At 51.3% G+C, this 25,730-nt stretch carries 24 protein-coding genes; 19 read left to right on the top strand and 5 right to left on the bottom strand.

Features of this window, described 5'->3' with window-relative positions; translation table 11 throughout:
* Window positions 1-49: 49 nt before the first annotated feature.
* The gene (locus R70723_RS32265; protein WP_052421424.1) at window positions 50-1,012 is read right to left on the bottom strand and encodes an alpha/beta fold hydrolase; all 963 of its coding nucleotides are present in this window, start codon (window positions 1,010-1,012) and stop codon (window positions 50-52) included.
* 142 nt (window positions 1,013-1,154) lie between these two features.
* Here R70723_RS32265 and R70723_RS32605 point away from each other — a divergent pair, with 142 nt between their 5' ends.
* The 8 genes from R70723_RS32605 to R70723_RS22135 all read left to right on the top strand — a co-directional run bounded on the left by R70723_RS32605 (window position 1,155) and on the right by R70723_RS22135 (window position 9,402).
* Complete coding sequence (locus R70723_RS32605) at window positions 1,155-1,850, top strand: helix-turn-helix domain-containing protein (protein ID WP_063837769.1); 696 nt, start codon at window positions 1,155-1,157, stop codon at window positions 1,848-1,850.
* Window positions 1,851-2,041: 191 nt separating this feature from the next.
* Window positions 2,042-2,707 (top strand): TetR/AcrR family transcriptional regulator, encoded by a 666-nt coding sequence (locus tag R70723_RS22170; RefSeq protein ID WP_039875448.1) that lies wholly within the window; start codon window positions 2,042-2,044, stop codon window positions 2,705-2,707.
* Window positions 2,700-4,001 (top strand): MFS transporter, encoded by a 1,302-nt coding sequence (locus R70723_RS22165; RefSeq protein ID WP_039875446.1) that lies wholly within the window; start codon window positions 2,700-2,702, stop codon window positions 3,999-4,001. Before R70723_RS22170 ends, R70723_RS22165 begins: the two co-directional genes overlap by 8 nt.
* Complete coding sequence (locus R70723_RS22160) at window positions 3,986-6,304, top strand: ABC transporter permease (RefSeq protein ID WP_039875444.1); 2,319 nt, start codon at window positions 3,986-3,988, stop codon at window positions 6,302-6,304. The genes R70723_RS22165 and R70723_RS22160 overlap by 16 nt, the downstream gene beginning before the upstream one ends.
* A 9-nt stretch (window positions 6,305-6,313) precedes the next feature.
* Window positions 6,314-7,072 (top strand): ABC transporter ATP-binding protein, encoded by a 759-nt coding sequence (locus R70723_RS22155; RefSeq protein ID WP_039875442.1) that lies wholly within the window; start codon window positions 6,314-6,316, stop codon window positions 7,070-7,072.
* Window positions 7,073-7,380: 308 nt separating this feature from the next.
* Window positions 7,381-8,250: a hypothetical protein gene (locus R70723_RS22145; RefSeq protein ID WP_052421423.1), complete on the top strand. Its 870-nt coding sequence runs from the start codon at window positions 7,381-7,383 to the stop codon at window positions 8,248-8,250.
* A gap of 87 nt (window positions 8,251-8,337) precedes the next feature.
* On the top strand, window positions 8,338-8,871 hold the full coding sequence (locus tag R70723_RS22140; RefSeq protein ID WP_039875437.1) for a DinB family protein: 534 nt from the start codon (window positions 8,338-8,340) through the stop codon (window positions 8,869-8,871).
* A gap of 12 nt (window positions 8,872-8,883) precedes the next feature.
* Window positions 8,884-9,402, top strand: a complete 519-nt coding sequence (locus R70723_RS22135; RefSeq protein ID WP_039875435.1) for a GNAT family N-acetyltransferase — start codon at window positions 8,884-8,886, stop codon at window positions 9,400-9,402.
* A 161-nt stretch (window positions 9,403-9,563) separates the two neighbouring features.
* Here the strand turns inward: R70723_RS22135 and R70723_RS22130 are convergent, their stop codons facing one another.
* On the bottom strand, window positions 9,564-10,430 hold the full coding sequence (locus R70723_RS22130; RefSeq protein ID WP_039875432.1) for a helix-turn-helix transcriptional regulator: 867 nt from the start codon (window positions 10,428-10,430) through the stop codon (window positions 9,564-9,566).
* A gap of 71 nt (window positions 10,431-10,501) precedes the next feature.
* On the opposite strand from R70723_RS22130, the gene R70723_RS22125 reads away from it, so the two are divergent.
* The 6 genes from R70723_RS22125 (at window position 10,502) to R70723_RS22100 (ending at window position 14,768) form a co-directional block, all read left to right on the top strand.
* Entirely contained in the window at window positions 10,502-11,200 is a 699-nt protein-coding gene (locus R70723_RS22125) for a DUF4386 domain-containing protein (RefSeq protein ID WP_039875427.1), read from the top strand.
* 132 nt (window positions 11,201-11,332) lie between these two features.
* Complete coding sequence (locus tag R70723_RS22120) at window positions 11,333-12,139, top strand: class I SAM-dependent methyltransferase (RefSeq protein ID WP_039875425.1); 807 nt, start codon at window positions 11,333-11,335, stop codon at window positions 12,137-12,139.
* Window positions 12,140-12,298: 159 nt separating this feature from the next.
* Window positions 12,299-13,291: an SseB family protein gene (locus R70723_RS22115; RefSeq protein WP_039875422.1), complete on the top strand. Its 993-nt coding sequence runs from the start codon at window positions 12,299-12,301 to the stop codon at window positions 13,289-13,291.
* A complete protein-coding gene (locus R70723_RS22110) occupies window positions 13,292-13,471 on the top strand; it encodes a hypothetical protein (protein WP_039875419.1) in 180 nt (59 codons plus the stop codon). It abuts the gene before it with no gap.
* 45 nt (window positions 13,472-13,516) lie between these two features.
* Window positions 13,517-13,954 carry a hypothetical protein gene (locus R70723_RS22105; RefSeq protein WP_039875415.1) on the top strand — a complete coding sequence of 146 codons (438 nt, stop codon included), beginning with the start codon at window positions 13,517-13,519 and terminating at the stop codon, window positions 13,952-13,954.
* Between the two features lie 235 nt (window positions 13,955-14,189).
* On the top strand, window positions 14,190-14,768 hold the full coding sequence (locus tag R70723_RS22100) for a Crp/Fnr family transcriptional regulator (protein ID WP_039875413.1): 579 nt from the start codon (window positions 14,190-14,192) through the stop codon (window positions 14,766-14,768).
* A gap of 3 nt (window positions 14,769-14,771) precedes the next feature.
* Here R70723_RS22100 and R70723_RS22095 read toward each other — a convergent pair whose 3' ends face one another.
* From R70723_RS22095 to R70723_RS22085, 3 genes are read right to left on the bottom strand one after another with little or no spacing between them, the layout of a single operon-like run.
* Entirely contained in the window at window positions 14,772-15,500 is a 729-nt protein-coding gene (locus R70723_RS22095) for a DUF4386 domain-containing protein (protein WP_039875410.1), read from the bottom strand.
* A gap of 55 nt (window positions 15,501-15,555) precedes the next feature.
* The gene (locus tag R70723_RS22090; protein WP_039875409.1) at window positions 15,556-17,178 is read right to left on the bottom strand and encodes a response regulator; all 1,623 of its coding nucleotides are present in this window, start codon (window positions 17,176-17,178) and stop codon (window positions 15,556-15,558) included.
* Window positions 17,175-18,917, bottom strand: a complete 1,743-nt coding sequence (locus tag R70723_RS22085; RefSeq protein WP_039875407.1) for a sensor histidine kinase — start codon at window positions 18,915-18,917, stop codon at window positions 17,175-17,177. Before R70723_RS22085 ends, R70723_RS22090 begins: the two co-directional genes overlap by 4 nt.
* A gap of 321 nt (window positions 18,918-19,238) precedes the next feature.
* Here R70723_RS22085 and R70723_RS22080 point away from each other — a divergent pair, with 321 nt between their 5' ends.
* The 5 genes from R70723_RS22080 (at window position 19,239) to R70723_RS22060 (ending at window position 25,686) form a co-directional block, all read left to right on the top strand.
* Entirely contained in the window at window positions 19,239-20,846 is a 1,608-nt protein-coding gene (locus R70723_RS22080) for an extracellular solute-binding protein (RefSeq protein ID WP_039875404.1), read from the top strand.
* A gap of 222 nt (window positions 20,847-21,068) precedes the next feature.
* On the top strand, window positions 21,069-21,818 hold the full coding sequence (locus R70723_RS32260) for a LacI family DNA-binding transcriptional regulator (protein ID WP_052421422.1): 750 nt from the start codon (window positions 21,069-21,071) through the stop codon (window positions 21,816-21,818).
* 415 nt (window positions 21,819-22,233) lie between these two features.
* Window positions 22,234-23,523 carry an alpha-amylase family glycosyl hydrolase gene (locus R70723_RS22070; RefSeq protein ID WP_039875401.1) on the top strand — a complete coding sequence of 430 codons (1,290 nt, stop codon included), beginning with the start codon at window positions 22,234-22,236 and terminating at the stop codon, window positions 23,521-23,523.
* A 300-nt stretch (window positions 23,524-23,823) separates the two neighbouring features.
* Window positions 23,824-24,747 carry an ABC transporter permease gene (locus tag R70723_RS22065; RefSeq protein ID WP_039875399.1) on the top strand — a complete coding sequence of 308 codons (924 nt, stop codon included), beginning with the start codon at window positions 23,824-23,826 and terminating at the stop codon, window positions 24,745-24,747.
* Window positions 24,748-24,762: 15 nt separating this feature from the next.
* Window positions 24,763-25,686: a carbohydrate ABC transporter permease gene (locus tag R70723_RS22060; protein ID WP_047171200.1), complete on the top strand. Its 924-nt coding sequence runs from the start codon at window positions 24,763-24,765 to the stop codon at window positions 25,684-25,686.
* Window positions 25,687-25,730: the final 44 nt, after the last annotated feature.

The raw sequence follows: 25,730 nt of genomic DNA, 5'->3' as shown, positions 1-25,730 counted from the left end.
TACCTTTTAACGCCAATACATCAGATTTGACGCTTCCGCGAAGGGAGACTTATTCCTTATCCGTAATTAGAATGGATGGTTTAGATTCCGCAGGCTCAAGCAGATCAACCTGTATCACCTCTAAAGACTCTAATCTATAGAGACCCTCCTCATAAATATCATGAATATAATGGATGACCTGTTCAGCCGCTTCGCTCTCAAGGGAACAATAATCATGTGTTTCCAGCGGCGGGCCGGAGATAAAATCATGTATCCATTCAAAGGTCAGCTTGGGCTGGTCGATAAAGACAGCATTGGAGGAATGCGGAACAATTAACAGCTGTGTTTTAAGCAGCAGCCTTGAAGATAGAGTATAGGAAGTCAGAAAAAGAGGGTCATGAGACCCGACTAACGACAGGGTAGGGTGGGTCAGTGAATCAAAGTCTCCGTTAGGCGGTGAGGCCAGATACAGATTAAATATCTCAAAGTAGGTTTCAGGGGAAACCAGGGTAAAGGATTTGACGATTGCATCAAAAAGGCGGCTGCCGGAAGGTTCCAGGGTGATCCCCTTAACCATGCTGTGGGCAAGCGGCAGCATAGAGCCGCTGCTGGTTAATTGCCTGCGTCTACGAATCAGTGCATGGATTGATTTTTGCGGATAAAATGCAGGAGCGGCAAGCAGTGACAGGCTTTTAACCTTCTCCTTGTGCAGCAGGCTGTACTTAATTGCCAGGTTTCCTCCAAAGCCATGTCCTATGAAATGAACGTGCTCTATTTTCAGCAGCTGCAGTAAATCATGGATATCCTCAACAAAGAGATTCCAGCTAAGGGCCGGGGTCCCTCTTTCGGTTCTGCCATGTCCCCGCAGATCCAGAAGCAGCACCCGGTAGTGCCGTTCGAAAAAAGGAGTGATGTCCTTCCACAGCTCCAGGTTCAGTCCAAGCCCATGAAGGAGCACGGCTGTCTCTGCGGAAGTCTCTTCATTATAGAGCTGATAATACATATTAATGTCATTAACCTGTATAAACGGCATAATGGCCCTCCGGCATTGTTGATAGATTACTTATAGTGCGTATTTGTTAGAATAATAGGAAACCTGTATTTGGTCTGTTGACTTTAAGTCACCTTGCCTGAATCTTCAAATGAAATACACTAGAATGAAGGGGAAGAAGCCAATGGATATTCGCTCCGAGTTTGGGCGGAGAATTAAGGAATTACGGGCCCGCAGCGGGATGTCGCAGGAATTATTGGCCTATCGTGCAGGACTTGACCGGACCTACATAAGCGGAGTCGAGCGGGGGGAGCGGAATGTCAGTCTGGTGAATATCGGGAAAATTGCCGCTGCCCTGCAGGTGTCGCTGGAGTATTTTTTTTCAGGAGAACGGTTTTCTGCATCTGTTGCGTACCAGCCCAAGGATTTTGCCATCCCCTTTAAGGAGCGGTTCAAATATAGCCTGGACAGAGACAAGAGGCTGCTGGCCTTTCAGGTCAACGGATTGTTTTCCGGGAAAAAGGATGTGGATTACTTATCCTCAGTCATCTTTGGCATTTGTTCGGCATACGGCAATAATGAGCTGGACATCCTGGTGGATCACCGGGGCATGAAGGCTTCGGATGGCGAGCCGGTTGTATATTCTCCTGATATTGCTGAGCTTGCAGGTGTCTTTCAGCAAGAGCTGACTATATACAGCAAGCGGGTAATTTGTCTTTGCAATTCAAGGTTTATGGTGGAGCAGTTAAACCATGTTGCCAAAACGAGCGGAATCTATGATAAAGCCACCCACCTGTTTGAAAAGGACCGGTTAATGGTGGAGAATGCGTATTCACTGCTGGATATTCATGATAATGAGCTTGTTAAGCCGGCTAAATAGACTTGAAACGCACAGTTACCAGGGTAGCGGCCGCTGAAGTTGGGGGCTGCTTTTTTTATTAAATGTGAGAGATGTATCTTTTCATTGCTAGAATATCATGTTATTATTTACCACATAACCGACAGACAGTCGGTCGGTAAGCAATTGAGATCATCTAAATAACCACCCAACCACATAACAAGGAGCCACCCATGAGAATTGTAAAAGAAGCCGAGACGCGCAGAAACGAAATCCTCGACGCTGCGGATGAGCTGTTCGGGCAGAAGGGGTTCGACGGAACGAGTACCAATGATATTTTGAACAAAGTAGGGATTGCCCGGGGCACGCTGTATCATCACTTCAAATCCAAAGAAGATATTATGGATGCGCTGATTGAGCGGTACAGCAGCAGGATGCTGGGAGCGGCGCAGGCTATTGCCCTGGATACCACTATTCCGGTCGTCGAACGTATTCTCCGTGCCGTTATGGCTATGAATATCAGCAGCGGTAACGGGGGAGAGAGCAGCAAGGAGATTATGGAGCATATCCACCGGCCGCAGAATGCGCTGATGCATCAGAAGATCCAGAAGATCCTTGTTAACGGTGTTCCGCCGATTCTGACCCCCATTGTCCGGGAGGGTATTCAGCAGGGATTGTTCCACACGCAGTACCCGTATGAAAGTATGGAGATGATTATCATCTATGCGAACACCATTTTTGATGAGGAGATGGTTGAGATGACAGACGAGGTACGGCTGTCGCGCATTTTGGCTTTTATCGCCAATGTAGAGCGGCTGCTCGGGGCTGAGGAAGGAAGCTTGATGAGTGTAATGCAGGCGTTCGGCGGCGGAGAGGGAGATGAACCGGGCAATGAGTAACCGGGAGCGGGGCTTCGGCAGGTTTCTCCTGCTGTGGTCGGGACAGCTTGTGTCGTCAGTCGGCAGCGGACTAACAGCTTTTGGTCTGGGGGTGTACCTGTATCAGCAGACCGGGCAGGCATCCGCCATGGCTCTGGTTACTCTGCTGGCCTTTATGCCTTCACTCTTATTAAGCCCTGTTGCCGGCGTGCTTGCGGACCGCTATGACCGGAGGCTGTTAATGATGCTGGGCGACAGCCTGTCTGCAACCGGGCTCATCTATATTCTGATCTGTCTGCTTAGCGGTGAAGCGCAGCTTTGGCAGATCTGCCTGGGAGTAACCGTTAGCTCGGTATTTTCCTCACTGCTTGATCCGGCGTACAAAGCAACGGTGACGGATCTGCTGACGGAGGAGCAGTATACCAGGGCGAGCGGTTTCGTCCAGGTGGCCGGCTCGGCCAAATACCTCATCTCCCCGGCGCTTGCCGGCTATCTGCTCCTGGTGTCGGATGTGAAGCTGCTGCTGGTCATCGACATCTGCACTTTTTTGGTTACTGTTGCTTCAACGCTTGCTGTGCGCAGGGGGCTTCCTTCCAAGCAGACGGAACAACAGGCCGGTTCATTCATCCGTGAGCTAAAAGAAGGCTGGAGCGCGGTTTCCGTAAGCAGAGGTGTGCTGATGCTGGTAATGATGACATCGGTAATGACCTTTTGCCTCGGATTCATAGAGACCCTGTCGATGCCGATGATTCTGGCTTTTGCCGATAGTGCTGCACTCGGTACGCTTGAAACGGTCATCGCACTGGGCATGCTGGCATCCAGCATCCTCATCGGCATTCTCCCGCTCAAGAAGAATTTCGTAAAGACCCTGGCGCTGTCCCTGTTCTGCGGAGGGCTGTGTATGGCGCTATTCGGGCTACGGGAAAATGTGCTTTTGCTTGGCGTTTCCGGATTTTTCTTTTTCGCCACCCTGCCGTTTGCCAATACCAGCCTGGATTATCTTCTGCGGACCAATATCAGGAATGCCGTGCAGGGCCGGGCCTGGTCACTGATCGGGCTAGTGTCACAGCTGGGCTTCATAGCCGCTTATATGCTGTCCGGGGTGCTCGCTGACCGTGTGTTCACTCCGCTTTTGACAGACAAGGGTCTGCTTGCAGGCAGTGTGGGCCGGATTACAGGTACAGGCAGCGGCCGGGGAATCGGACTTCTGATCATCCTCGCGGGGCTGCTGTTAAGTGCGGCTGCGGTTATTCTATATAACCTGAAATCCATTAAAAAGCTGGAAACCGGAGGTGAACCATGTACTACAGGATAATCCGTAACGACATGCGCGCAGGTAAGCTGATTACATTAACCACCCTATTGTTCGTCACCGCTGCCGCTATGCTTGTTTCCCTGTCGGCCATTCTGACCGTCAATCTTGCGGGAGCCATTGATACACTGATGACGCAGGCGAAGACGCCGCATTACATGCAGATGCATTCAGGGGAGCTGGACCTGACGCGGTTTACGGCTTTTGCTGAGCAGAACAGTAAGGTTGACGAGTTCCAGGTGCTTGAATTCGTGAATGTGGAAAATGCGCGGATTATCATCGGCGGCAAGTCGCTGGCGGACAATGTCCAGGACAACGGGTTCAGCACACAGAGCGGCAAATTTGACTACCTGCTGGGCCTGGACGGGAAGGTGATAACGCCGGCTGAGGGGGAGCTGTATGTGCCAATCGCCTATATGAAGGACGGGACCGCCAAGGCCGGAGATACAGCTGTAATTGCCGGAAAAGAATTGACTGTGGCCGGATTTCTCCGTGATTCCCAGATGAACTCCCTGCTGGCCTCCTCCAAAAGATTTCTGGTCAGCGGGCACGACTACACCGCTATCCAATCCTCCGGGAGCACCGAATATCTGATTGAATTCAGACTGAAGGAGCTATCCATGCTTGGCGCTTTTAAAAATGACTACACCTCGGCAGGACTTGAAGCAAACGGCCCCGCCATCACCTACCCACTGTTCAAAATGCTCAATGCCATGTCCGACGGGCTGATGATTGCGATTATTCTGCTGGTCAGCCTGCTCGTTGTTTCTGTCGCTTTTATGTGCATCCGGTTTACTTTACTTGCCACAATGGAACGGGATACCCGTGAGATCGGCGTCATGAAGGCTATTGGACTGCGCGTCTCAGACATCAAGAAGCTGTATCTCGTAAAATACGCGGGTATCGCCGCCCTTGGCTGTGTCCTGGGATATGCCCTTTCGCTAGTATTTAGAGGTATGCTGCTGGACAATATCCGGCTGTACATGGGCGGAAACGAAAAGGCTTTGTTGACCCTGCTGCTCGGACTGGGTGGAGTCGTACTTGTGTTCCTGGCCGTTACCGGCTATGTGAACAGGGTGCTTGGACGCTTCCGGAGCATTTCTGCGGCAGAAGCTGTACGGTCCGGTACCACGCAGGATAAATCAGGGGGAGCCAGGCAGCTGCGGCTGAGTGCAAACCGGCTGCTGAACACCAATGTTTTTCTCGGAGTCAAGGATGTGCTTGCCCGGAAAAGCCTGTACGCGACCATGCTTGCTGTAATCATCATTGCCGCATTCGTTATCACCGTACCCCGGAACCTGTACAACACGATTTCTGCCAAAAGCTTCATCACCTACATGGGCGTAGGCAACAGCGATCTGCGCCTGGATATCCAGCAGACGGATCTTATCACCGCCAAAGCAGCAGAAGTGGCTGCGGTGATGGAGAAGGACCCTTCTATTTCCCGGTACGCCGTGCTTACAACGGAGAGCTTTACCGCCTTAAAAGAGGATGGAACAGAGGAGAGACTCAAGATCGAGCTTGGCGACCATTCCATTTTCCCTGTGGAATATGCTAAGGGAAGAGCGCCTGCAGCTGACCATGAAATCGCCCTGTCCGTGATGAACGCCGATGAGCTCGGCAAGCAGCCGGGTGATGTCATTACGCTGAAGTCCGGCGGACGGCTGCTGGACCTGACGGTATGCGGCATCTACTCAGACGTTACCAATGGCGGGAAGACGGCCAAGGCCGCTTTTGACAGCCAGTCTGGAGAGGTGATGTGGTCCGTCATTTACGCGGAGCTTGATGATAAGGCGCTTGCCGGCGGTACAGCAGAGAAGTATGCAGACCGGTTTTCTTTTGCCAAAGTATCCGGTGTCGGGGAGTATGTTGCGCAGACCTTCGGCCCGACCATAAGCTCTGTGGGGACGGCTTCCCGGATAGCGATTGTTATGATGCTGCTGATCAGCGTGCTGGTAACGGTGCTGTTTATGCGGCTGCTGGTGGCGAAAGACCAGTATCTGATTGCCGTCATGAAGTCTCTGGGCTTTACTAATGCTGACCTTAGAGCACAGTATTTTGCGCGTGCGGCAGCTGTGCTCGTGGCCGGAATTGTATTTGGGACCGTTCTGGCGAACACACTCGGTGAAGGCTTGGCAGGTGCGCTTATCGGCTCCTTCGGTGCAGCCTCCTTCAAATTCGTGGTCGATCCGCTTGCGGCCTACCTGTTCGGTCCGCTGCTGCTGGCCGGCCCGGTGCTTATCGCCACTATAATCGGTACATCGGGTACGGGGCAGATCACCATATCCGGCTATATAAAGGAGTAGATCAGAAAGATGAAGAAGATTATAGCAGCTGAACATATTGTAAAGGTCTACGGCCAGGGCGGAGAACGCCGCAAGGTGCTTGACGGGGTGTCTGTGAGCATTAACGAGGGGGAGTTCGTGTCGGTGATGGGTCCTTCCGGCTCGGGCAAATCGACGCTGCTGTTTGCGGTGAGCGGAATGGACACGGTGGACGGTGGGAGGGTGTTTTTTGACGGCAGGGAGCTTGGGGTACTTCAAGAGAATGAACTGGCCGACCTGCGCCGGAGACGGATGGGCTTTGTGTTCCAGCAGCCGACCCTGCTGAAGAATATGAACCTGCTGGATAATATCATTCTCCCGGCGATGCGTGATCATAGAAAGAACGTGAAGAAGATTACGGAGCGGGCGAGAACCCTTATGAAAAAGACGGGCATTGAAGGCCTTGAAAAGCGGGACATTACCCAGGTGTCCGGCGGCCAGCTGCAGCGGGCAGGCATTTGCCGGGCGCTGCTGGGCAGCCCGCAGATCCTTTTTGGCGACGAGCCGACCGGAGCGCTGAATCAGGAGGCTGCCGAGGGCATCATGAGCCTGTTCGCCGAAATCAATGAGGCCGGGACTGCGGTGATGCTGGTCACCCATGATGCCAGAATTGCCGCGAAGACAGAACGTATCCTGTTCATGTGCGACGGGCAGATCGTGAGCGAAATGCGGCTGCCGAAGTTCAGGGAAACGGTGCTTGAGGAGCGGATGGAGCAGGTTGTGCTGCGGATGCGGGAGCTGGGGATATAGACAAATGAAAGGACCCTTCATTCTAAAAAAAGAGTGGAGGGTCTTTAGTTTTTATGTGATATATTGGATTTATTCTAATAGAATCTACATTTGCGGAATGGGGCCGTTATATGCCGTTATTTAATGAAAATGGAGAATGCAGCCTGATTGAAGCTTTGAGAGCATACATACCGGAGGTCGAGGAGCTGCTGAATCCGGGAGTAAGAGAAGCGCAAATCATTGAGGCCGAAAAAGAAATCGGGTTTCCGTTTCCGGATGACTTTAGGCAAACCGGATGTTGTGAAGGAAGGAGGATATAGAAAGGGGCCATGGAGAACGAGCCAAACAGCTTGATTCCGGTTAGCGGATACTGGGCGGAGCATTTTGCAGATAAGCTTGAAGATGGCTGTATTTCTGTGGAAATGTTGAGCAAACAGAAAAGTGTAATGATCCTTCCTTATCTTGCGGAAAGATACGAGTCAGTGTCACTGGAGTTTCTGACTCTTATGCCTAACCTTAAGAAACTTATTATGCATGCCGATAACATTGCAAATTATGAAGTACTCAAGAAGCTGACAGGACTGACTCAGCTGGCAATCAGCGGATCCTCTTTTACAGAGTCAGATCTGGAGTACTTAGCTTGTCTGGAGGATTTAAGAAAACTGACACTGGTAAGATTAACATTAAAGAATGTACACAAACTGAAAAGCATCTCCAAATTAAAATCCCTTGCATTAATTTTGATAGAATCATTTGACAGTAAAACAATAGGAGAACTAGTAAACTTGACAGAATTATGCCTTGAAGACTTCGCGGCTGGCGATTTAAGCTACATTTCAAACCTTACGAAATTGAAAAAGCTGGAGCTCAAAAAGGTGACGATCCCCCATTTTGGATTTATGAAAGATTTAAAGAATCTAAAGACTTTCAGAGCAGACACTCGGGCGGAAGATGAATCGGAGATGACTGTTCTGGAGGAATTAAGCAAGCTTGAGGAATTTACCTATCCGGTTGGCGATTTATCCATTCTTCAAAATTGCTTGGGTCTGCGGGAAATCGGTGTAGATGTATCGAGATATAGCGGGCTCCCGGAAGGTTTCAGGAGTAATATCAGCGGGTTCACGATATTTGAGGCAACCTCGATAGAACAAATAAATACAATAGGTGACGAGTTGGATAAATTTTTCAATCTTAACTAATATCATGGTTAGTTTACATAGAGGGACTGAAGGGCATTAGAACGTTTATGAGGACTGATGATATAGCGGAGAGAGGGAGGCATTCTTGTGATCGAGCTAATCCAGTATGTTATAGAAGATATGAACAAGCAGCTTGAGCGGATTGAGAAGAGCCTGAGTCTGTTAAACGATGAGCTGGTGTGGACAAAAACGAAGGACTCCATGAACAGCATCGGCAGCCTCTGTCTGCATCTGGCAGGCAATGAATATCAGAACTTTGTCAGCGCCATCGGAAACAGGCCGTTCATCCGGGAGCGGACCCGTGAATTCACAACGGATGGAGGAATCCCCAAAGAGGAGCTGATAAGTCTTCTCCGCAATACGCGGTCACAATCGGAAGCAGTATTGTCTGCTGTCTCAATGGACGATTTGTCCCGCGAGGTGATTATCCGTTATGGGCAGGAGGACTGGAACCGGATGTACCGGAGTGCTGCCATAGCCGGCGAAACTTATGATACAAGAACTATTGGCCGTCTGATTGTCCAGGTATCCGCTCACTATGGCTATCACGCCGGACAGATTGTACTGCTTGCCAAAATGCTGCAGGACACCGATGAGCATGTCTCGGGCCAATACCATTGAGGAGGGGACGTTGTGATCAGACTGGAGCCGTTCGAACGCAGTGATTTTAAGCAATTAATTGCCTGGATTGATTCGCCGGAGTTTATGGTGCAGTGGGGAGGGAAAACGTTCAGCTACCCTTTAACGGATCAACAATTAGAGCATTATATCAACAGTGATACACTAAGCTACCGGGTGGTGTATGAGGAGAATAACGAGGTCATCGGGCATATCAGTTTAACGCCCGACCCGTCAAATCAATCAGGAAGAATAGGAAAAGTAATCGTAGGAAACAAAAATTTACAGGGGCTTGGCATCGGACAGCAGATGATCCGGCAGGTTCTGGATATCGCATTCGGACAGCTGAATGTACACAGAGTCAGCCTTGGCGTATTTGATTTTAACTATGCGGCCATTGCCTGCTACGAGAAGGCGGGGTTTGTAAAAGAAGGCATGCTCCGGGAAGCGCGCAAAGTCGGCAACGAGTTCTGGAATCTGTGGGAGATGGGGATTCTGGAGCAAGAATGGCTGGGCAAGAAAATAAACAATTAAATGAGTGAATGCTGTCTCTTGGAGCTGAACAAGCCTTCCATCCTGCCTTTCCGGCAGTGATAGAGGGCTTTTTGTCATTACAGCAAGATTTGAAAAGTGGATCATCAGCGCCTGTGTTACTTTGGATTTAGCAAAGCAGTGATTACAGCAGACAGGAGGGGTCAGGACACTGTATCAATCGGCAATTTTTTGACAGGTGCATAGATGTGGTAGGCGGATTGGAGATTGTGGACATCATCAAACGCCTGGATGAGCTCGATATGGGAGTCTTCGGTTTCCTGCCTGGAGATCTTTAGAAATCTGGCATAATCCGTTTTGAGGACGTCGCCAATATCCAGCAGATCACCGGAATATTTGAATCTGGCACAGAAGAGCTGTGGTACATCAATCGTGAAATAAAAAGGCCCGTCAAGCCGGAAGTCAGCCGGAATGCCGAACAGTACCTTGAACCGGGTGGAGTCAGGCTGACAGTTGGAATAGATAACATAGCAAGGGCCTTTTACCGTGGTATCAATAGCCTGCAGCAGCTGTGCCGAGTGCGAGCGGATCTGAGTTTTGTAATCTTCAGCAAGATCCACTTCAAAGGCAATCCCCGTTACCCGGATCGATTCGAACTCCGTCAGGGTGAAGTCGGTGACGACATCGCCGTTGATGTTTTTCAGGGGTCTTTTGACCACCGGGGGAATAGGGACTGGAGAGATGTCTGCTTCTTGCGTTTTTAGAGCACTGGGAGCGATCCCAAACTGTCTTTTAAAAGCGCGGGTGAAGGAGGACTGGGCTCCAAAATTAAGCTGGTACGCAATATCCGTCAGTGAACATCCGCCGGATTGAATGAGCGCTACGGAAGCGTTCAATCTGCGGGAGAGTATGTAGTTGTTTAAGGAAGAGCCTGTTACGGCCGAAAAAAGCCGGTGAAAGTAGTATTTGGACATGTTGAAGCTGTCCGCTACCGACGCTACTGACAAAGGCTGTTCCAGATTGTCCTCAATATGGACTAATGCACGCTCGATGACTTCATAATGGTCCATAGTAGCCCCCGCTAAATGTTTTGAATGAAAACCGTAATAAATTGAAAGTGTACTTACAGGAGGAAGCGCTTATGACACAGGACAGAAGAAATGGAATGATCATCGGAATCTTTTATATCGTAGCAGCGGTTACTTCAATCATCGCCGTAATCTCATATGAGCCGGTATTGTCGGAACAATGGTATATGGCTGTAGCAGACGGATTCAAAACAAAGGTTTTGCTCGGGGTCATCAACGATCTTTTGCTTGTGCTGACCGCAGTGGGTACAGCAGTTATGCTGTTCCCTTATCTCCGCCGCTGGAATGAACATCTGGCACTCGCCTATTTATGCTTCCGGTTTATGGAGGCCGTGCTGATTGCGATTGGTGTGGTAAGTATACTTGGTTTGTTGCAGCTTAGTGTCCATTATGAGGCAGGCAGCCTGAAAAGTGTAGATAATCTTGACGGGCTCGGCTATATGCTGCAGGCCTTTCACCGCTGGACCTCCATGCTGGGCCCCAATTTCATGCTGGGTGTAAATACGGTGATTTACAGCTATCTGCTGTTCAGAACGGGCATCGTCCCAAGACCCTTGGCGCTATTCGGTATGGTTACTGCTGTACTGGTATTCATCGCCGGGCTGCTGGAAATGTTCGGTGTGGTAGAGCCTATGTCTGCGGTAAAAGGATTGATTGCCCTGCCTGTAGGTGTGTATGAAATGAGTCTGGCAGTATGGCTAATAGTGAAGGGGTTCGACCGTGGGAAGCTTGAAAAGCTAAAGCAGAGGTGAGTGGAACGCGCTTTTGATGAGATAGACGATTATAATCAAACTCTCCCTTGAAGGCAGTAATCCCCGCTATGTAAAATAATGGATGAAAAGACTGGCTGGAGCTGCCGCCATTGTGTACAAGGAGAGGTGTTAATGAAATATAACTGGATCAACGCGGAGGAGTTTTCGTTCAACAGCTTCCTGCTGCTGGACCGCTGGATTATTGAGATGATCTGCCGGGATTTCCGGGAGTGGACGGAGTATGAAAAGAGTCTTGGAGCCGCGCTGGCTTACAATCCTGCAGTTGCCTGGTACTTCGTTCAGCGGAGTCCGGAAAGTAAATCATATGTTGAGCAGATCATTGCTGCTGCGGCAAAGGGGCTCAGTGCTAATGAGGTGCGCCAGGCCGAGATATTTGTCCTTCAGGCGATGGAAACCTCTGTAGTTTACGCTTACCCGGAAGTCATGAACCGGAATTGTAATTATATCTATAATTGGGATAAGCAGCATCTGCTTCATATGGCAGATTTCACAGACGCTCTCGTGCTGGATGTGGGGAGCGGCACCGGACGGCTTGCCTTTGCGGCGGCGGAGCAGGCCAGACAGGTCTATGCGAGTGAGCCTACGGACAGGCTGAGAGAGTACATGCGCGACACAATCAGGCGGGAAAACATCCGCAATGTGAAAGTTCTCGACGGTACGGCAGATAGCCTGCCCTTCGAGGATAATACCTTTGATATCGTGATGTCAGGGCATGTCGTAGGCGACAACTATGACCTTGAGCTGGCGGAACTGACCAGAGTGGTCAAAAACAGCGGTGTGATCATCGATTGTATCGGAGACGACGACCATAAGAGAAAACCCGATGAGGAGCTGCTGCGGAGGGGCTTTGAAGTCTTTTACCATGTCAGCAAATCCGGCGGGGATATCTACACCTACCGTAAAAAAGTAACCAAATAGCACACCGGCAACAGCGGCGCTGAGGATATGAACCGATCCGGCGGCCGCTGTTTCTTTTTAGCCATTATGAAGGGGATGCTGCGTAAGCAGACTTTGGTTAGTGTATTAATAATATGACAAGACATAACCATATCCTGTAAACCGAATGGAGCGCTGGCAATGAACGATGAAGGGAACAACGGCGGACTGGAAGGAACGGTTCATTCTGTGTCTGCGATGTCGATGAAAGCAAGCGAAGGACTAACGATCCAGGATTTGATTAGAATGCTTCAATCTGCCCGCAGCTCGGCGGACGGCAGGGTCCCAGGAGCGGAGCACCTGGATGAGCAGAGGGTTTTTACAGCGATAAAGGAAGCTGTCTTAAATGCGGAGACATTATATATCGCTTATGATGTCCACACGAATTACCCATACATTGGTTCGGGCAATCAAGTGTGGGTATTCTCAGAGGGAAAATTCGCGGCGGAAGCGGCCGACTATTATCTGCAGCAGCTCATCCAGCTCGAGATGAGAAGGCTCGGCAGAGAGGACATCCGCAAAATGCTTGCTGAGCTTCATGTTCTGGGAATCGGCAGCCTGCTTGTCCATAACGGGCAGCATACGGTGGTGCTTGCCAGGGACGAGCTTTTGCCGCCGCCGGATTGGAGCGGAACGCCGGAGATTCAGATTCCTGTAAGTAACCCCGGGCTGCAGCATGCGATGCTGAGCTTTTTCCAGGCGATGTATTCCAGGCAGCAATATGCAGGCAAAAACGAGATTCTGCGGGCAGCAGAAGCCCGTATGCTGGATGAGCTGCTTCAGGCTAAGTTTCTGGTGCCTATGCAGCTTAAGGAGGAGGAGCCTTCGGCGGCTGATGAGCAGGGAAGGAAAACCCTTCAGCAGGGAACGGTTATCCAGTTTGCTTCGCTCGGCGTAGAGGGTGGGGAGTCGTGGCTGCCGGTATTCACAGACTGGCCCGAATTTGAAAAAGGCTACGATAAAACCGTCTGGTCCGGTAATGTCGCTGCTTACGAGGATGTGGTGAAACTGTCAGCGAACATGGGCGGCGCCGTGATCAACTTCCGCGGGATCGGCTTCCGGCTGGATGAGAAGAATCAGCGGATGGTTGCGGAGTATGTGCGGGAGCGGGATGCTGGTAAGGGGAGAAGCTAAATGTCCATAAAAACGCAGTCCATTATTGTTGGACTCTTTTCGAGTGGAGGATTAACCGCTACTGTCTGGCTGCTGTATGATGAATGGTCTACTCAGAAGAAGATAGTATACACTCTTTATGCGATTCTCGTCGGCGTGGCCGGGTATTGGATGGCTATGAATTCCAAGAGGAGAAGCTGAGATCCACGCAGGGGTTATAGCCAGGGACAGGGGGGTGGCCTGACTATGTTGGTCATTATAGTTAGAATCGTAACAGGCTTGTTTTTGGTTATAGCCGGTGCCTCGATTCTTCGGCAGAAAACGGTGAAGGTAAATACTAAAACCATTCGTACTGTAAAGTCTAAAGAGTACACACATGGAGTCCCCCTTGTACTGTTTAAAGCTGCCGGCGGGGTGATCATCCTCCTTGGGCTGCTGATTTGGGTATTCGGATTTCCGGGGGTTTTTGTAGGATTGAACTTGAAAATTTTAGTTAAGGGAAAAGTGGCGGAGGGGAATTTTGGAACTGGAGGAACGGAAGTGTCCGCCTTTGTCTGCGGATTTCCACCGCTAACAGCGGTATCAAATCAAGAAATCTGCAGACAACAGCGGCCGGAAGTCCAAACATTCTCTGGAGTCACGGCCAGTCCCAAAACGAAAAATTCACCAGTTCTATTAATATAAGTGGAAAAAGGACACCTAATTCCGGTCAAACAGCCTGTTTGATCCATCTAATTGGAAAAAGGTAACTTAATTTTACTGTTTCTGCGCCTGGAGGGGGTTTGGAGATATATTAAGTGACTTTTTTATAACTAATCATTAGAATGTGAGGAAAAGAGAAGAATTAAGTGACGAAAATCCAACTAAATTGATTCAAGGCCACTTAATCACTTAAAAAATGCCGAAGAGGAAGACCGATATGAAAAATAACTTGCTCATATATATGACGGGCATGAGTTCCCTTAGCGAAGAGGAACAACAAGCTATTTTAGACGAAATCAGTATAGAAGAATTCAAAAAGGGAACCGTGCTCTTTAGACAAGGCGACCTCACCAGTAACTGCTACTTTATTCTGAAAGGCTGCGTGAGGCAGTATTCGGTGGATGAAGCGGGACGGGAGGTTACCTCAAATTTTTATACGGAAGAAGAGGCCATCGTCAATTTTAATTACCACAGGACAGATAAATCCTCTGATTACACTCTGCAGTGCGTTGAAGATTGTGTGATGGTTACCGGAAGCCTGGATACGGAGCAGCAGATGTATGCCAAGTATAGTGAACTGGAGACTATGACCCGCAGGATGATTGAGGCGAATTTTGGCAAAATGCAAGCAGATTTCGCCGCGTTTATCGCCTCTTCACCTGAGGAACGCTTCAAGGCTTTATGTGCCAAGCGGCCTTCCTTAATCGGCAGAGTCCCGCAGCATCAGCTAGCGAGTTATCTGGGCATGAGTCCGGAGTCTCTCAGCAGAATAAAGAAAAGAATATCTTCCGGATAATTATCAGCCTAAGCTTATCTGTGTCCGTCCTTTCCCTCCCCGAAACAGCAGCCATAGAGCAAAGCCCAGCTCCCCAGCTGACATAGGAACGATAAAGACAGCCTCAACAACATCCCCAATTCCCTCATATTCAGGAAGCAAGAGCTTGCTTACGTGAGTAAGAATATATCCGGCCGAAGCAATCAGCAGCAAAACAGCAGTCCATCCCGGAACGTTAACCGCCTGAAGCGCCAGTATACCCAGGATCAGCAAATGCCCGCCAAATATAATTAAGCCGACGGACCACATGGCGTCAAATGCTTTTAAATGGAGCAGGATTTGCACGCCCAATTGGTCTGAGGTATAACCCTGCGTATATTCTGTACCCGTTGTCAGCAGCTGCACAAATAGTAAATTCATTACCGCGATGCCCAGGATAGCTGTGTATATTAGCCGCAGCCACGCAGCAAGCAGAGACAACGGCTGATTTATAGGCTTCAGGAAAAGATAACACGACCAGGCGACGATAATATCGAGCACCAGGATGATGATCCAGCCGGCAAGCTCTGCACGGAAGAGATGGTTATGCGCCAGCAGGCTTTGTAATGTGGCATTTGCATCCCCTTCGGTGAGAAGTGCAGAATGGGCATATCCATATGAAAAAGCGGCAACGAGCGCCATAAGCAATAATCCGATCCCCGATATTAAAGCCGTTGTCCGCTGTTCCGATAATCCTCTCAATGTGTTACTCATGAACAATCCCCCTTGCATTGTAATGAGTCCATCTTACACCGGGGGATATGTTCGTTCATTGACTTAAGTTAAGAGGTTGGACGTGCTGCTCCTTCTTATACTCATTCGGCGATAAACCGACCTCCTGCTTAAATAGCTTGGAAAAGTAGGAGTAGTTGGAGTAGCCGGTTTTGCTGGCAATGGTGTAGACGGACAGGCTGGTTGTCTCCAGCAGATGTCTGGCGGCGGCGATGCGGACCTGGATAACGTAGCTGCCGAGGGAGATGCCGGTTTCGCGCTTGAACAGCCGGGCCAGATAGTCCGGATTGAGGTAGACGATTTCCGCCAGATCGTTGCGGGTCAGGTCGTCCCCGTAATGCTCGTGGATGTACTGCTTGATCTCCTCGGCAATGGATTTGGGCTGGGCGGCGAAGTCGCGGTACTCCATGGCGGTGTTAACCAGGTACTTTAGATATTCCTCCATGTCCTCAATCGAGTGCAGGGAGTGGAGCAGCAGCTTGTCATTGGTTTTGCCGGCGTACAGCTTGTGGGCCTGGATGCCCTTTTGCTTGAGAAAAGAGTACACCAGCTGCACCATGTCCAGCCGGAACAGGCCGAGCACCGAGGTATCGAGCGACTTGTAGCTGAGCATGGAGCGCAGATAGCGGATGGCCTCCTCCAGAAAAATAGCCAGCTTGTTCTGGTTCAGCAGCTCCTCAAGCTGGGCCAGATCCGGCGGGGTGTAGGAGGACTTCGGCTGGCGCAGGTCGTTCTCCACAAGGTATGTCTGGTTCCGGCATCTCGTCAGCTCCTCGTCCATGTTCAGCAGCTGCTTCAGGATGCTGCCGATCTGCTGCAGCTCACCCGTCAGGCCGATATTGCAGCAGGCATCGCATTTCAGATAAGGCACCGCCTTTTGGATAAAAGAAGCCCCGGTCGCCTGCAGCAAGGCATTGTCCATCGGCGGCTCGCTCCAGTTAAGGATGGCGATCCAGTTGTACTCTTTTACCTCCAGAATGCTCTGGACCGTGTAGCCGGGATGCTGCAGCAGCTCATACAGCACATTCAGCAGCGCGAAGTCGAACAGATCCTTCTCTTCCCTGCCCATGCTGCCGTTGTGGGGGAAGACATTGAACAGGATAGGCTGGATGAGATCGCCCATCTGATAGGACAGATTCTGCTCTTCAATTGCACGGCTGATTTCCGCCTGCTTAACCGGAGAGGAGGTGCTGCTGCTGACCAGCTTGCGCCAGAAATGCTCGAGGTTTTTGGACTGGTTTTTCTGCCAGAAGTAGCCGCCCAGAATGGCCTCCTCATTGCTCTGCTGCTCCTTGGCGCGGGCAACGGCTTTTTGGATGATCAGCATCAGCTTGTCGAACTCAATCGGCTTGAGGAAATATTCGAAGCTCTGCAGCTCAATCGCCTTCTGGGCGTAGTTGAAGTCAGCATAATTGGTCAAAAGGATTGCCTGAACGCTGAGATTCTGCTCCCTGATCCAGGCCAGCAGCTCCAGTCCGCTGCCCTGCGGCATTTCAATGTCGGAGATCAGAATCTGCACGGGATGCTTCTCCAGAATCTCGCGCGCCTGGGCCACATTGTTCGCGGTATATACCGTTTCGATGCCCAGCTGCGGCCAGCCGATTTTTTTCTGCAGGGCGGCTATTACGTAATAATCGTCATCTACCAGCAAAATATTCATAGATCTAACTTCCTTTCTGCTATAGGCTCCGGAAGATCGGGCAGGTATAACGTGATGCATGCGCCGCTGCCGGGAATATTGGTGAAAGTCACGCCGGCCAGATTATAGTAGAGATATTCCAGCCGTTTCAGTGTGTTCATAATGCCGATATGCGTGCCTTTGGTCTGATCGAGCGGCAGTCCGCCCTGCAGCTTCTCCAGCACCTCCGGCGGAAACCCCGGCCCGTTATCCGACAGCTCAATCCGCGTACCGGCAATTCCCTCCTCCAGCTGGCAGCGCTGTACAGTGAGCGTGATCTGCATTTCATTTTCCCGGGAGATGGCGTATTTGACAGAATTCTCAATGAAAGTCTGCAGCACAAGCGGCGGGATTTTTACATTCCTGGCCTCCTCAGGCAGCCCGACCTGATAACTGAAGGCGTCCCGGTAGCGCTGCTTCTGAATCTCCAGATACATCTGCACATGCTCAATCTCGCTCTCCAGCGGCACGAAGTTCTCCCCGTTCTGGAACAGGTAGCGGAAATACTTTGAGGTGGTCATCGCCATATCCTCAATTTCCTGATACATTTGAATTTGAGCCATGCTGTAAATGCTGGTCAGGCAGTTCAGGAAAAAATGCGGCTTGATCTGCTGCTTCATATAATCCAGCTGAATCTGCTGCTTCTCCAGCTCCTGCTCGTACATTGTAATTTTGAACGTTTTGATCTGCTGGACGAGATCCTTGAACTGGGAGTTGGCCTGCTCGAGCTCGATGATTTTGCTGCCCTTGTAGTCTGCCGGCTGGCTTTCTTCATTAATACGGGCCAGATTCTCGGAGAAGCTCTGGATCGGTCCAAGCACCCTCCGGTTGAAAAAGATCATAATGATCGACAGCGACGAGATCACCATGAAGAACAGCAGGACGATCAGGAGCTGGGCAATCATGATTTTTTCAAAAGCCCCGAATTGGATCACCATGTCCGCACTGAACGTTGTATTCAGGAACTCGCTGCTGATCGTGGTGCGCGGCTGCCTAAGCAGGGAGGAACCTCCCTCCTCGGGAAGCACCCTGCCGCTGTTGGATACGGGACTTGAGAGCACGGTACCCTGGTCATCCACGAGCGAAGCATACCCGTTGGCCCCCAAATTAATCTCGCGCAGCGGGCGGATCAGGTTGTCGGCGGAGATCAGTCCGATCAGATAGCGGTTGTAGTACGGGACGATATTAATGACGTAATATTTGCCGTTTACCAGAATAGGCGTCCATTTGGAATAGAACTTTTCGTACACCTCCTTGTCGTCAATAAAAGAGATGATCTGCCGCTTCAGCTCCAGATAGTCCGGATAGTTCACGCTGATCGGCGCACAGTTCAGGAAGTAGGACTGATTTTTTAAATAGTAGAAAAAATTATATTCCTGGCCGTAGTTCTTCTGCAGCTCGGTAAATTTTTTGTGCAGATTCTCGTTGGATTTTAGAAACTCAATGCTGTTGATGCGGTAGGCGTTCATTGTGTTCAGCGTCTCGTCATTGGCCAGCGTCCAGCCCATATAGTGGTTCATGTAAGCGAAATCATGATTAATCCGATTAATGTACAGCGCCGCCGTATCCTTAAGATAGCGGGTCGACTGCTGCCTGACGATAATAATGGAAGTAATGCTGATGATTAGATCCGCGATGAGGACAATGACGGCAATCAGGATCATAACCCTTACATAGTGGCGGATGGGAAGCGGCTTGGGTGCTGCTGTTTTTTTGGTCATGGCTGGGTACGTACCGGTCCCTTTCTGCGCGATTTCAATAATGAATGCGTTTTATTTAGGTAACATCAACATTATAAAACCTTTGCCCGAAAAAAACATAAGAACAAAGGGGCGTTTGGCCGCAAAGTCCGGAAAGCGCTATCAAAGGTCTGGAAAGTGTTATGAAAAAAGAGCCAGTCGGGAAGATCCGTGTCCGGAAAACAGGCAGATGTGCGCCAGAGGTCCGAATAACGGCGGCAAAGCGTCCGGAATGCCTATCTGCAAGCCGTTATGATTAGACATGTAAAGCGAAAGCACATACAAGAAACGGGGGAGTAATACATGGTTAAACGGAGTAAGAACGGGACAGCAAAAAAACTGACAACCGGCCTGCTGGCTGCCGTAATGGTTGCCGGACTCGCGGGCTGCGGCGGCGGTAACGGGGAGAACAATGCTGTTAACAGTGATACAAGCAGCTTCAACAAGGAAGGGCTGCCGATTGTAAGCGAGCCGGTAACCCTGAAGGTACTGACTGTGCGCTGGGGCAGCATGGGGGATACGTTCACGCAGAACCAGTGGCTGAAGGATCTGGAAACGAATACGAATGTAAAAATCGACTGGCAGGTCATGTCCTCCAATGACTGGGCCGAGCAGAAGTCAATCATGCTGGCCAGCGGCACGCTGCCGGATGTAGTAATCGGGGATCAGACCTTCTCGGATTCCGATATCGTGAACAACCTGAGCTACTTCCGTCCGCTGGATGACTATATCGACCAGTATATGCCTAACCTCAAGGCCGCTATGGATGAGACGCCGGATATGAAGAAGATCAGCACGTTCCCGGACGGTAAAATCTACTCTTTGCCGGCCAGACTGCCGTCACGTCCAAAGAGCTCACGCCAGCCGGTTATCAACAAAACCTGGCTTGACAAGCTCGGCCTGAAGGTACCAGAGACCATCGACGAGCTGTACAACGTAATGAAGGCGTTCAAGGAGCAGGACCCGAACGGCAACGGCAAGGCGGATGAAATTCCGTATATCGAAGTCAGCAATGACCTGATCAGCCCGTTCGGCATCGCCGACCTCAACAACAACAACATGATTGTGAAGGACGGCAAAGCTGTATACTACCCGACCTCGGAGGAATACAAGGAAGGTCTGAAATGGGAAAATAAGCTGTACACCGAAGGCCTGCTCGACAAAGAGCTGTTCACCCAGGACGACACGATGAGATCCGCCAAATTCCAGAACCCGGATGCTCCAGTTGTAGGCTTCTCCTACCAGTGGACACCGGATGCCGTATTCGGCAAATGGGGCGACCAGTACGTAACGATTCCGCCAATCGCCGGACCGGACGGAAAACGCTACACGATCGGCAATCCGAACGGGATGAACCTGGCCCGCAACGAGTTCCTGATCACTTCCTCCTGCAAAACGCCGGAAATCGCCGCACGCTGGGCGGACCAGTTCTACACCGATGAAGCGAGCATTCAGAACTTCTGGGGCGCAATCGGTACGGTTATCCAGAAAAATGATGACGGTACCTATACGCTGATGGACCCGCCTGCCGGAACCAGCGCCGATGCATGGTACTGGGAGCAGTCGCTGCGTGACTTTGGTCCGAAATATGTCAGCCCGGACTTTGAGCAAAAGATCGTGCTGAGCACGGAATCCGGCGACGGCCTGAAGCTGCAGCTTGATAAGCTGGGCAGTGAGTATGTGACTGAGCCGTTCCCTAACGTAATGTACACCGCCGAGGAGTTCGAGGAGCTGCCTACGCTGACCACCGACATTGATTCTTATGTGAACACGATGCGCGCCCAATTCATCAGCAAGGGCAATATCGATGAGGGCTGGGATGCCTATGTGAAGCAGCTGAACGACATGGGGCTCGACAAGCTGCTCAAGATCCGTACCGAAGCCTACAGCCGTTATACCAGTGTAAAATAATCCGCTTGTCATCCGCCCCGCGCAATCTGTTGCGCGGGGCGGGATTGTCTTTGGGAGTTGGCCATCCCCCATACTCGCACCTCCAACTCCGCCACCCTGCTGACTCGGGTGTGTAAGGAGACGGAGGAAGAACGGGGTGGGTATACGGCGAAGTGTCACGGTGTATGCATGGGCATGAAAGTTGAGAGAGTGGGGTTGGAAAGGAGGCTGATTCTAGTGTCTATGACGGTTACGATGAAAAAGGTGGCCCGCCGGGCGGGCGTCTCCGTGTCCACCGTCTCCAGGGTACTGGCAGGTCATGCCAATGTACGGGCGGAGACCTCCCGCAGGGTCCGGGAGACGATGGAGGAGCTGGGCTATACGCCGAATATTATCGCGCAGAACCTCGTGTCGCGGACGACCCGCTGCATCTGTGTCCTGCTGCCGGACACGGCAGAGATATGGCCGGCCAACCTCTACTGTATGGAGGTGATCCGGGGGATTGTGCTCGGCGCCGGCAAGCTGGGCTACGACATCCAGCTGGCCTCCGGCGATGGAGGACGGGAGGAGCTGGAGGCCGTCTCCCGGCTGCTGAAGGGCGGCCGGGCCGACGGTGCCATCCTGCTCTCCGCCCGCCGGAGCAGCTCCGTTGTGGATTTCCTGCAGCAGGAGGGCTATCCGTTTGTGCTGGTGGAGGATGAGCCGACGGCGGGCAGCGGGAGTGAGGGGGCGGGGGATCAGCATGAAACGGATGCCGGGAGCAGCGGGCAGACGAAGGTTGGCAGGGAAAGTTCTGACGAGGGTGCCGGTGCGCTGGCGTCAGCGGTAGTAACTTTTCCCGGCATACCGGATGAAAGTGTTGCGCGAATGGGTGCCATGGCTTCGGAGTTGCTGATTGGAAGCATCCGGCGGCAGCATCAGCAGCAGTCTTCCGGAGGGGACGCAGGCTGGATGGCCCAGTTTGTCCTGCGCCGGCCGGTTCTGAGAGGGTAGCTACTCTGAAATGAGGAGCTTTTGAGATTTAGTTGGATTTTTGCTACTTAAATTGATCGTTATCTGCTGATTCGGACAATTAGATGGAAAAACGTCACCTAATTCGGTGATTTACCAGCAGACAGGTGAAATAGGCACATTTAAGTGACCTTTTTCCAACTAATTCACTAATATCGTTGTTTGATGAAGAATTAGGTGGCGAAAATCCACTTAATTCAATTTACTTGGCTTCAAGATTGGTTACTCAACACACGGTAACGCAACAAACTCCGATATAGCATCAAGCTCTCACATAGCACCAAACTCTCACATAGCCCCCAACTTCGACATAGCACCTAACTGTCAACAAACTAACTTAGCCGTCAAACATCCAGCCTTAATTCTAATTAACTATAGGAGTAGGAGTGTAACAGAAATGGCAAAGCATACTTCAAAATCCCTGCGCAGCAGTGTTGTGTACTCAGTGTACGTCCGCAACCACAGTGAAGAGGGGAGCTTCCGCGCGGTGGAGCGCGATCTCGGGCGCATCCGCAGCCTTGGGGTGGACATTATCTGGCTGCTGCCGGTTCATCCGATCGGTACCGCCGAGCGCAAAGGCGGCTTAGGCAGCCCGTACGCCAACCAGGACTACAGGGAAATTAACCCGGAGCTGGGCACGCTGGAGGATTTCAAGTCGCTGGTCGGCGCGATCCATGAGCACGGGATGAAATGCATCATCGACGTGGTGTATAACCATACCTCGCCGGATTCGGTACTGGTCAGTGAGCATCCCGAATTTTTCTATAGAACGCCGGAAGGGAAGCTCGGCAATAAAGCCGGAGATTGGGCTGATATTGTGGACCTTGACTATAACTGTCGAGAGCTGTGGGACTACCAGATTGAGACGCTGAAGAGGTGGGCGGGCATCGTCGACGGCTTCCGCTGCGACGTTGCACCGCTGCTGCCGCTGGCGTTCTGGGAGCGGGCCGCCAAGGAAGTGCGCGAGGTCAATTCCGGCTGCCTGTGGCTGGCCGAATCTATCGAGCCGGATTTCATTATGCACCTCCGTTCGCTCGGCTTGGCCGGGCTCAGCGATGCGGAAACGCTGCAGGCGTTCGATGCCTGCTATGACTACGATGTCTATCCGTATTACAGCGGTTATCTGGCCGGTGAGATTCCGCTTGCGAGCTACATAGAGAAAATTAACGCCCAGGAGTACCTTTACCCGGATAACTACGTCAAACTGCGGTTTCTGGAGAATCATGACCGGCCTCGGGCTAAAGCGCTCATTCCGGATGAGCAGAGCCTGATCAACTGGACGGCCTTCCTGTATTTCCAGAAGGGCATGACGCTGATCTACGGCGGACAGGAAACGGCGAACACGGTTTGCCCTGACCTGTTCGACAAGGATACGGTCAGCTGGGATACCGGGACTGACCTGTCCTGGCTGTTCACTGCGCTATACCCGATTAAGCAGAAGGAGATCATGGCGGAGGGCATCTTCCATTTGCATGCAGTAGAGGAAGAGGACATCGTAACAGGAACACACACTTGGGGCAGCCGGAAGCTGGCCGGCGTATTCAGCCTGAAGGGCAGGGAAGCCGAGGTAGATACCGGCTTGCCGGATGGAAGCTACCAGAGCCTGATCGACGGCGGCGAGATCAAGGTCTATGGCGGCGGCAAGCTGTTCTGTGCCGGCCGGCCCGTCATTATTGAGCAGGTGTAAGCCTGTGTAACATACTGTATGAGATACCGCCGGATAGCAGACGCTGCCCGGCGTTTTTTTTTTTGCATCCGCCGGCAGTCCAATATTGTTCTGCTGCCCGCCAAGCCGAAAGTCCGGATAACAGCAGCGAAAGTCCGCATTGCACATACCGGCCCGCTGCCCGGGAAACCGTGCAGCCCGGAAGCTTTTACACCAATCATAAAAGTCCGGTTAACGCACCCATTAGGTCCGGCAGCCTCCGGGACCTTAAAGATATACTTTAGGTACTTAAACAGATAAACACATTCAGGAGGGGATTTCATGAGATCCGGTCAAGCCAGTTCCGGGGGGACGCTTATGGCGGTGAAAAGAAACTGGGGGCTGTATTTGCTGCTGCTGCCCGCGGTGGTGCTGTCGCTGCTGTTTGCGTACAAACCGATGTACGGGATACTTATTGCTTTTAAGGATTACAGCCCGGCTTTGGGGATTACGGAGAGTCCGTGGGCGGGGTTTAAATATTTTGAGAAGTTCTTTAACTCCTATCAGTTCTCGAACACGATTAAAAATACGCTGATTATCAGCCTGTACAGTCTGGTAACCTTTCCAATTCCGATCATCCTGGCGCTGATGGTGAACCAGATGCGTCCGAACCGGTTCCGGCGCTTTTTCCAGACGGTTTCGTATATGCCGCATTTTATCTCCACCGTGGTCATGGTCGGGCTGATGGTCATTCTGCTGTCGCCAAGCACCGGTCTGGTCGGCAACCTGTTCAGCCTGTTCGGCAAGGAAGCGCCCGATCTGCTCGGCTCCTCGTCGCTGTTCAGCAGCGTGTACGTCTGGTCGGATGTGTGGCAGCATGTCGGCTGGGACAGCATTATTTTTATCGCGGCATTGTCTGCGGTTGATCCGAGTCTATATGAAGCTGCAACCGTGGACGGGGCGAGCCGCTGGCACAAGGTGCGTTATATCGATATTCCGATGCTGATGCCGACGGCGGTTACGCTGCTCATTCTGCGTGTCGGGGGGCTGCTTGGGGTTGGCTTTGAAAAAGTGTACCTGATGCAGAACGACCTCAACGCCACCTCCAGCGAAATTCTGTCCACCTACGTATATAAAATCGGTCTGCTCAGCAGCCAGTACAGCTTCTCGTCGGCAGTCAATCTGTTCAACACGGTCATTAACTTTATTCTGCTGATTATCGTCAACCAGATTTCCAAAAAGATCAGCGAAAACAGCCTGTGGTAGAAGGAGGAGTTCATAATGGGAGTACTTACACCTGCAGTTAAAGAGCCTAAGGGGAAAATAAAAAACAACCGCTCCTCCGATAGCGTGATGGAGATTGTGCTGTACGTGATTGCGGTATTGTTTCTGATTATTCTGATTTATCCGCTGTATTTTATCGTTATCGCTTCCTTCAGTGATCCTTCGGCGGTGGCCGGCGGCCAGGTCTGGCTGTTCCCGAAAGGGTTCACGCTCGACGGCTACAAGGAGCTGCTGCGCCATAATAATATCTGGATCGGCTACCGCAATACCATCCTGTATACAATCGTCGGCACGCTCATCGGCCTGGTTGTTAATATCTGCGCTGCCTATGCGCTTTCGCGTAAAGACCTGAAGGGGCGTAAATTCCTGTCGCTGTTCTTTATTTTTACGATGTTTTTTAACGGCGGGCTGATTCCGACGTTTCTGACGGTCCGTGATTTTCATATGTATGACACATTTCTGGTCATGGTGCTGCCGTTTTCGGTTGGCGTGTATAACATCATTGTTGCCCGTACGTTCTTCCAGACCAGTATTCCAGGCGACCTGTGGGAGGCGGCGCAGATTGACGGGTGCGGGAATCTCCGGTTTTTTACGGGGATTGTGCTGCCGCTGTCCAAGGCAATTATTGCCGTGCTGGGCTTGTGGATTGCCGTCGGCCACTGGAATTCCTATTTCAACGCCCTGATCTATCTCAAAAATCCCAATCTGCATCCGCTGCAGCTGATCCTCCGCAACATCCTCATTACCAACCAGATGCAATCCGGCATCGGGTCCGGCGAGGCGGCGCAGCTGGCGCTGCGGCTGGCTAATATGATGCGTTACTCCGTCATTATTGTGGCGACGGTTCCGATTATGTGCGTGTATCCGTTCATCCAAAAATATTTTAACCAGGGGGTTATGATCGGCGCGGTGAAGGAGTAGTTCTTAACGGTGCGCCGGTTATAGCCGGAAATGAGGTCATATTA

This window comes from Paenibacillus sp. FSL R7-0273, assembly GCF_000758625.1.
Classification (GTDB): domain Bacteria; phylum Bacillota; class Bacilli; order Paenibacillales; family Paenibacillaceae; genus Paenibacillus_AQ.
Note: the sequence above shows the minus strand (reverse complement) of the source record. Positions and strands in the feature narration are given on the sequence as shown.

What these genes read in the sequence shown, in the direction of transcription:
- R70723_RS32265 (WP_052421424.1), bottom strand. Translation starts at nt 1,012, where the DNA reads ATGCCGTTTATACAGGTTAATGACATTAATATGTATTATCAGCTCTAT.
- R70723_RS32605 (WP_063837769.1), top strand. Translation starts at nt 1,155, where the DNA reads ATGGATATTCGCTCCGAGTTTGGGCGGAGAATTAAGGAATTACGGGCC.
- R70723_RS22170 (WP_039875448.1), top strand. Translation starts at nt 2,042, where the DNA reads ATGAGAATTGTAAAAGAAGCCGAGACGCGCAGAAACGAAATCCTCGAC.
- R70723_RS22165 (WP_039875446.1), top strand. Translation starts at nt 2,700, where the DNA reads ATGAGTAACCGGGAGCGGGGCTTCGGCAGGTTTCTCCTGCTGTGGTCG.
- R70723_RS22160 (WP_039875444.1), top strand. Translation starts at nt 3,986, where the DNA reads ATGTACTACAGGATAATCCGTAACGACATGCGCGCAGGTAAGCTGATT.
- R70723_RS22155 (WP_039875442.1), top strand. Translation starts at nt 6,314, where the DNA reads ATGAAGAAGATTATAGCAGCTGAACATATTGTAAAGGTCTACGGCCAG.
- R70723_RS22145 (WP_052421423.1), top strand. Translation starts at nt 7,381, where the DNA reads ATGGAGAACGAGCCAAACAGCTTGATTCCGGTTAGCGGATACTGGGCG.
- R70723_RS22130 (WP_039875432.1), bottom strand. Translation starts at nt 10,430, where the DNA reads ATGGACCATTATGAAGTCATCGAGCGTGCATTAGTCCATATTGAGGAC.
- R70723_RS22125 (WP_039875427.1), top strand. Translation starts at nt 10,502, where the DNA reads ATGACACAGGACAGAAGAAATGGAATGATCATCGGAATCTTTTATATC.
- R70723_RS22120 (WP_039875425.1), top strand. Translation starts at nt 11,333, where the DNA reads ATGAAATATAACTGGATCAACGCGGAGGAGTTTTCGTTCAACAGCTTC.
- R70723_RS22115 (WP_039875422.1), top strand. Translation starts at nt 12,299, where the DNA reads ATGAACGATGAAGGGAACAACGGCGGACTGGAAGGAACGGTTCATTCT.
- R70723_RS22110 (WP_039875419.1), top strand. Translation starts at nt 13,292, where the DNA reads ATGTCCATAAAAACGCAGTCCATTATTGTTGGACTCTTTTCGAGTGGA.
- R70723_RS22105 (WP_039875415.1), top strand. Translation starts at nt 13,517, where the DNA reads ATGTTGGTCATTATAGTTAGAATCGTAACAGGCTTGTTTTTGGTTATA.
- R70723_RS22100 (WP_039875413.1), top strand. Translation starts at nt 14,190, where the DNA reads ATGAAAAATAACTTGCTCATATATATGACGGGCATGAGTTCCCTTAGC.
- R70723_RS22095 (WP_039875410.1), bottom strand. Translation starts at nt 15,500, where the DNA reads ATGAGTAACACATTGAGAGGATTATCGGAACAGCGGACAACGGCTTTA.
- R70723_RS22090 (WP_039875409.1), bottom strand. Translation starts at nt 17,178, where the DNA reads ATGAATATTTTGCTGGTAGATGACGATTATTACGTAATAGCCGCCCTG.
- R70723_RS22085 (WP_039875407.1), bottom strand. Translation starts at nt 18,917, where the DNA reads ATGACCAAAAAAACAGCAGCACCCAAGCCGCTTCCCATCCGCCACTAT.
- R70723_RS22080 (WP_039875404.1), top strand. Translation starts at nt 19,239, where the DNA reads ATGGTTAAACGGAGTAAGAACGGGACAGCAAAAAAACTGACAACCGGC.
- R70723_RS32260 (WP_052421422.1), top strand. Translation starts at nt 21,069, where the DNA reads ATGACGGTTACGATGAAAAAGGTGGCCCGCCGGGCGGGCGTCTCCGTG.
- R70723_RS22070 (WP_039875401.1), top strand. Translation starts at nt 22,234, where the DNA reads ATGGCAAAGCATACTTCAAAATCCCTGCGCAGCAGTGTTGTGTACTCA.
- R70723_RS22065 (WP_039875399.1), top strand. Translation starts at nt 23,824, where the DNA reads ATGAGATCCGGTCAAGCCAGTTCCGGGGGGACGCTTATGGCGGTGAAA.
- R70723_RS22060 (WP_047171200.1), top strand. Translation starts at nt 24,763, where the DNA reads ATGGGAGTACTTACACCTGCAGTTAAAGAGCCTAAGGGGAAAATAAAA.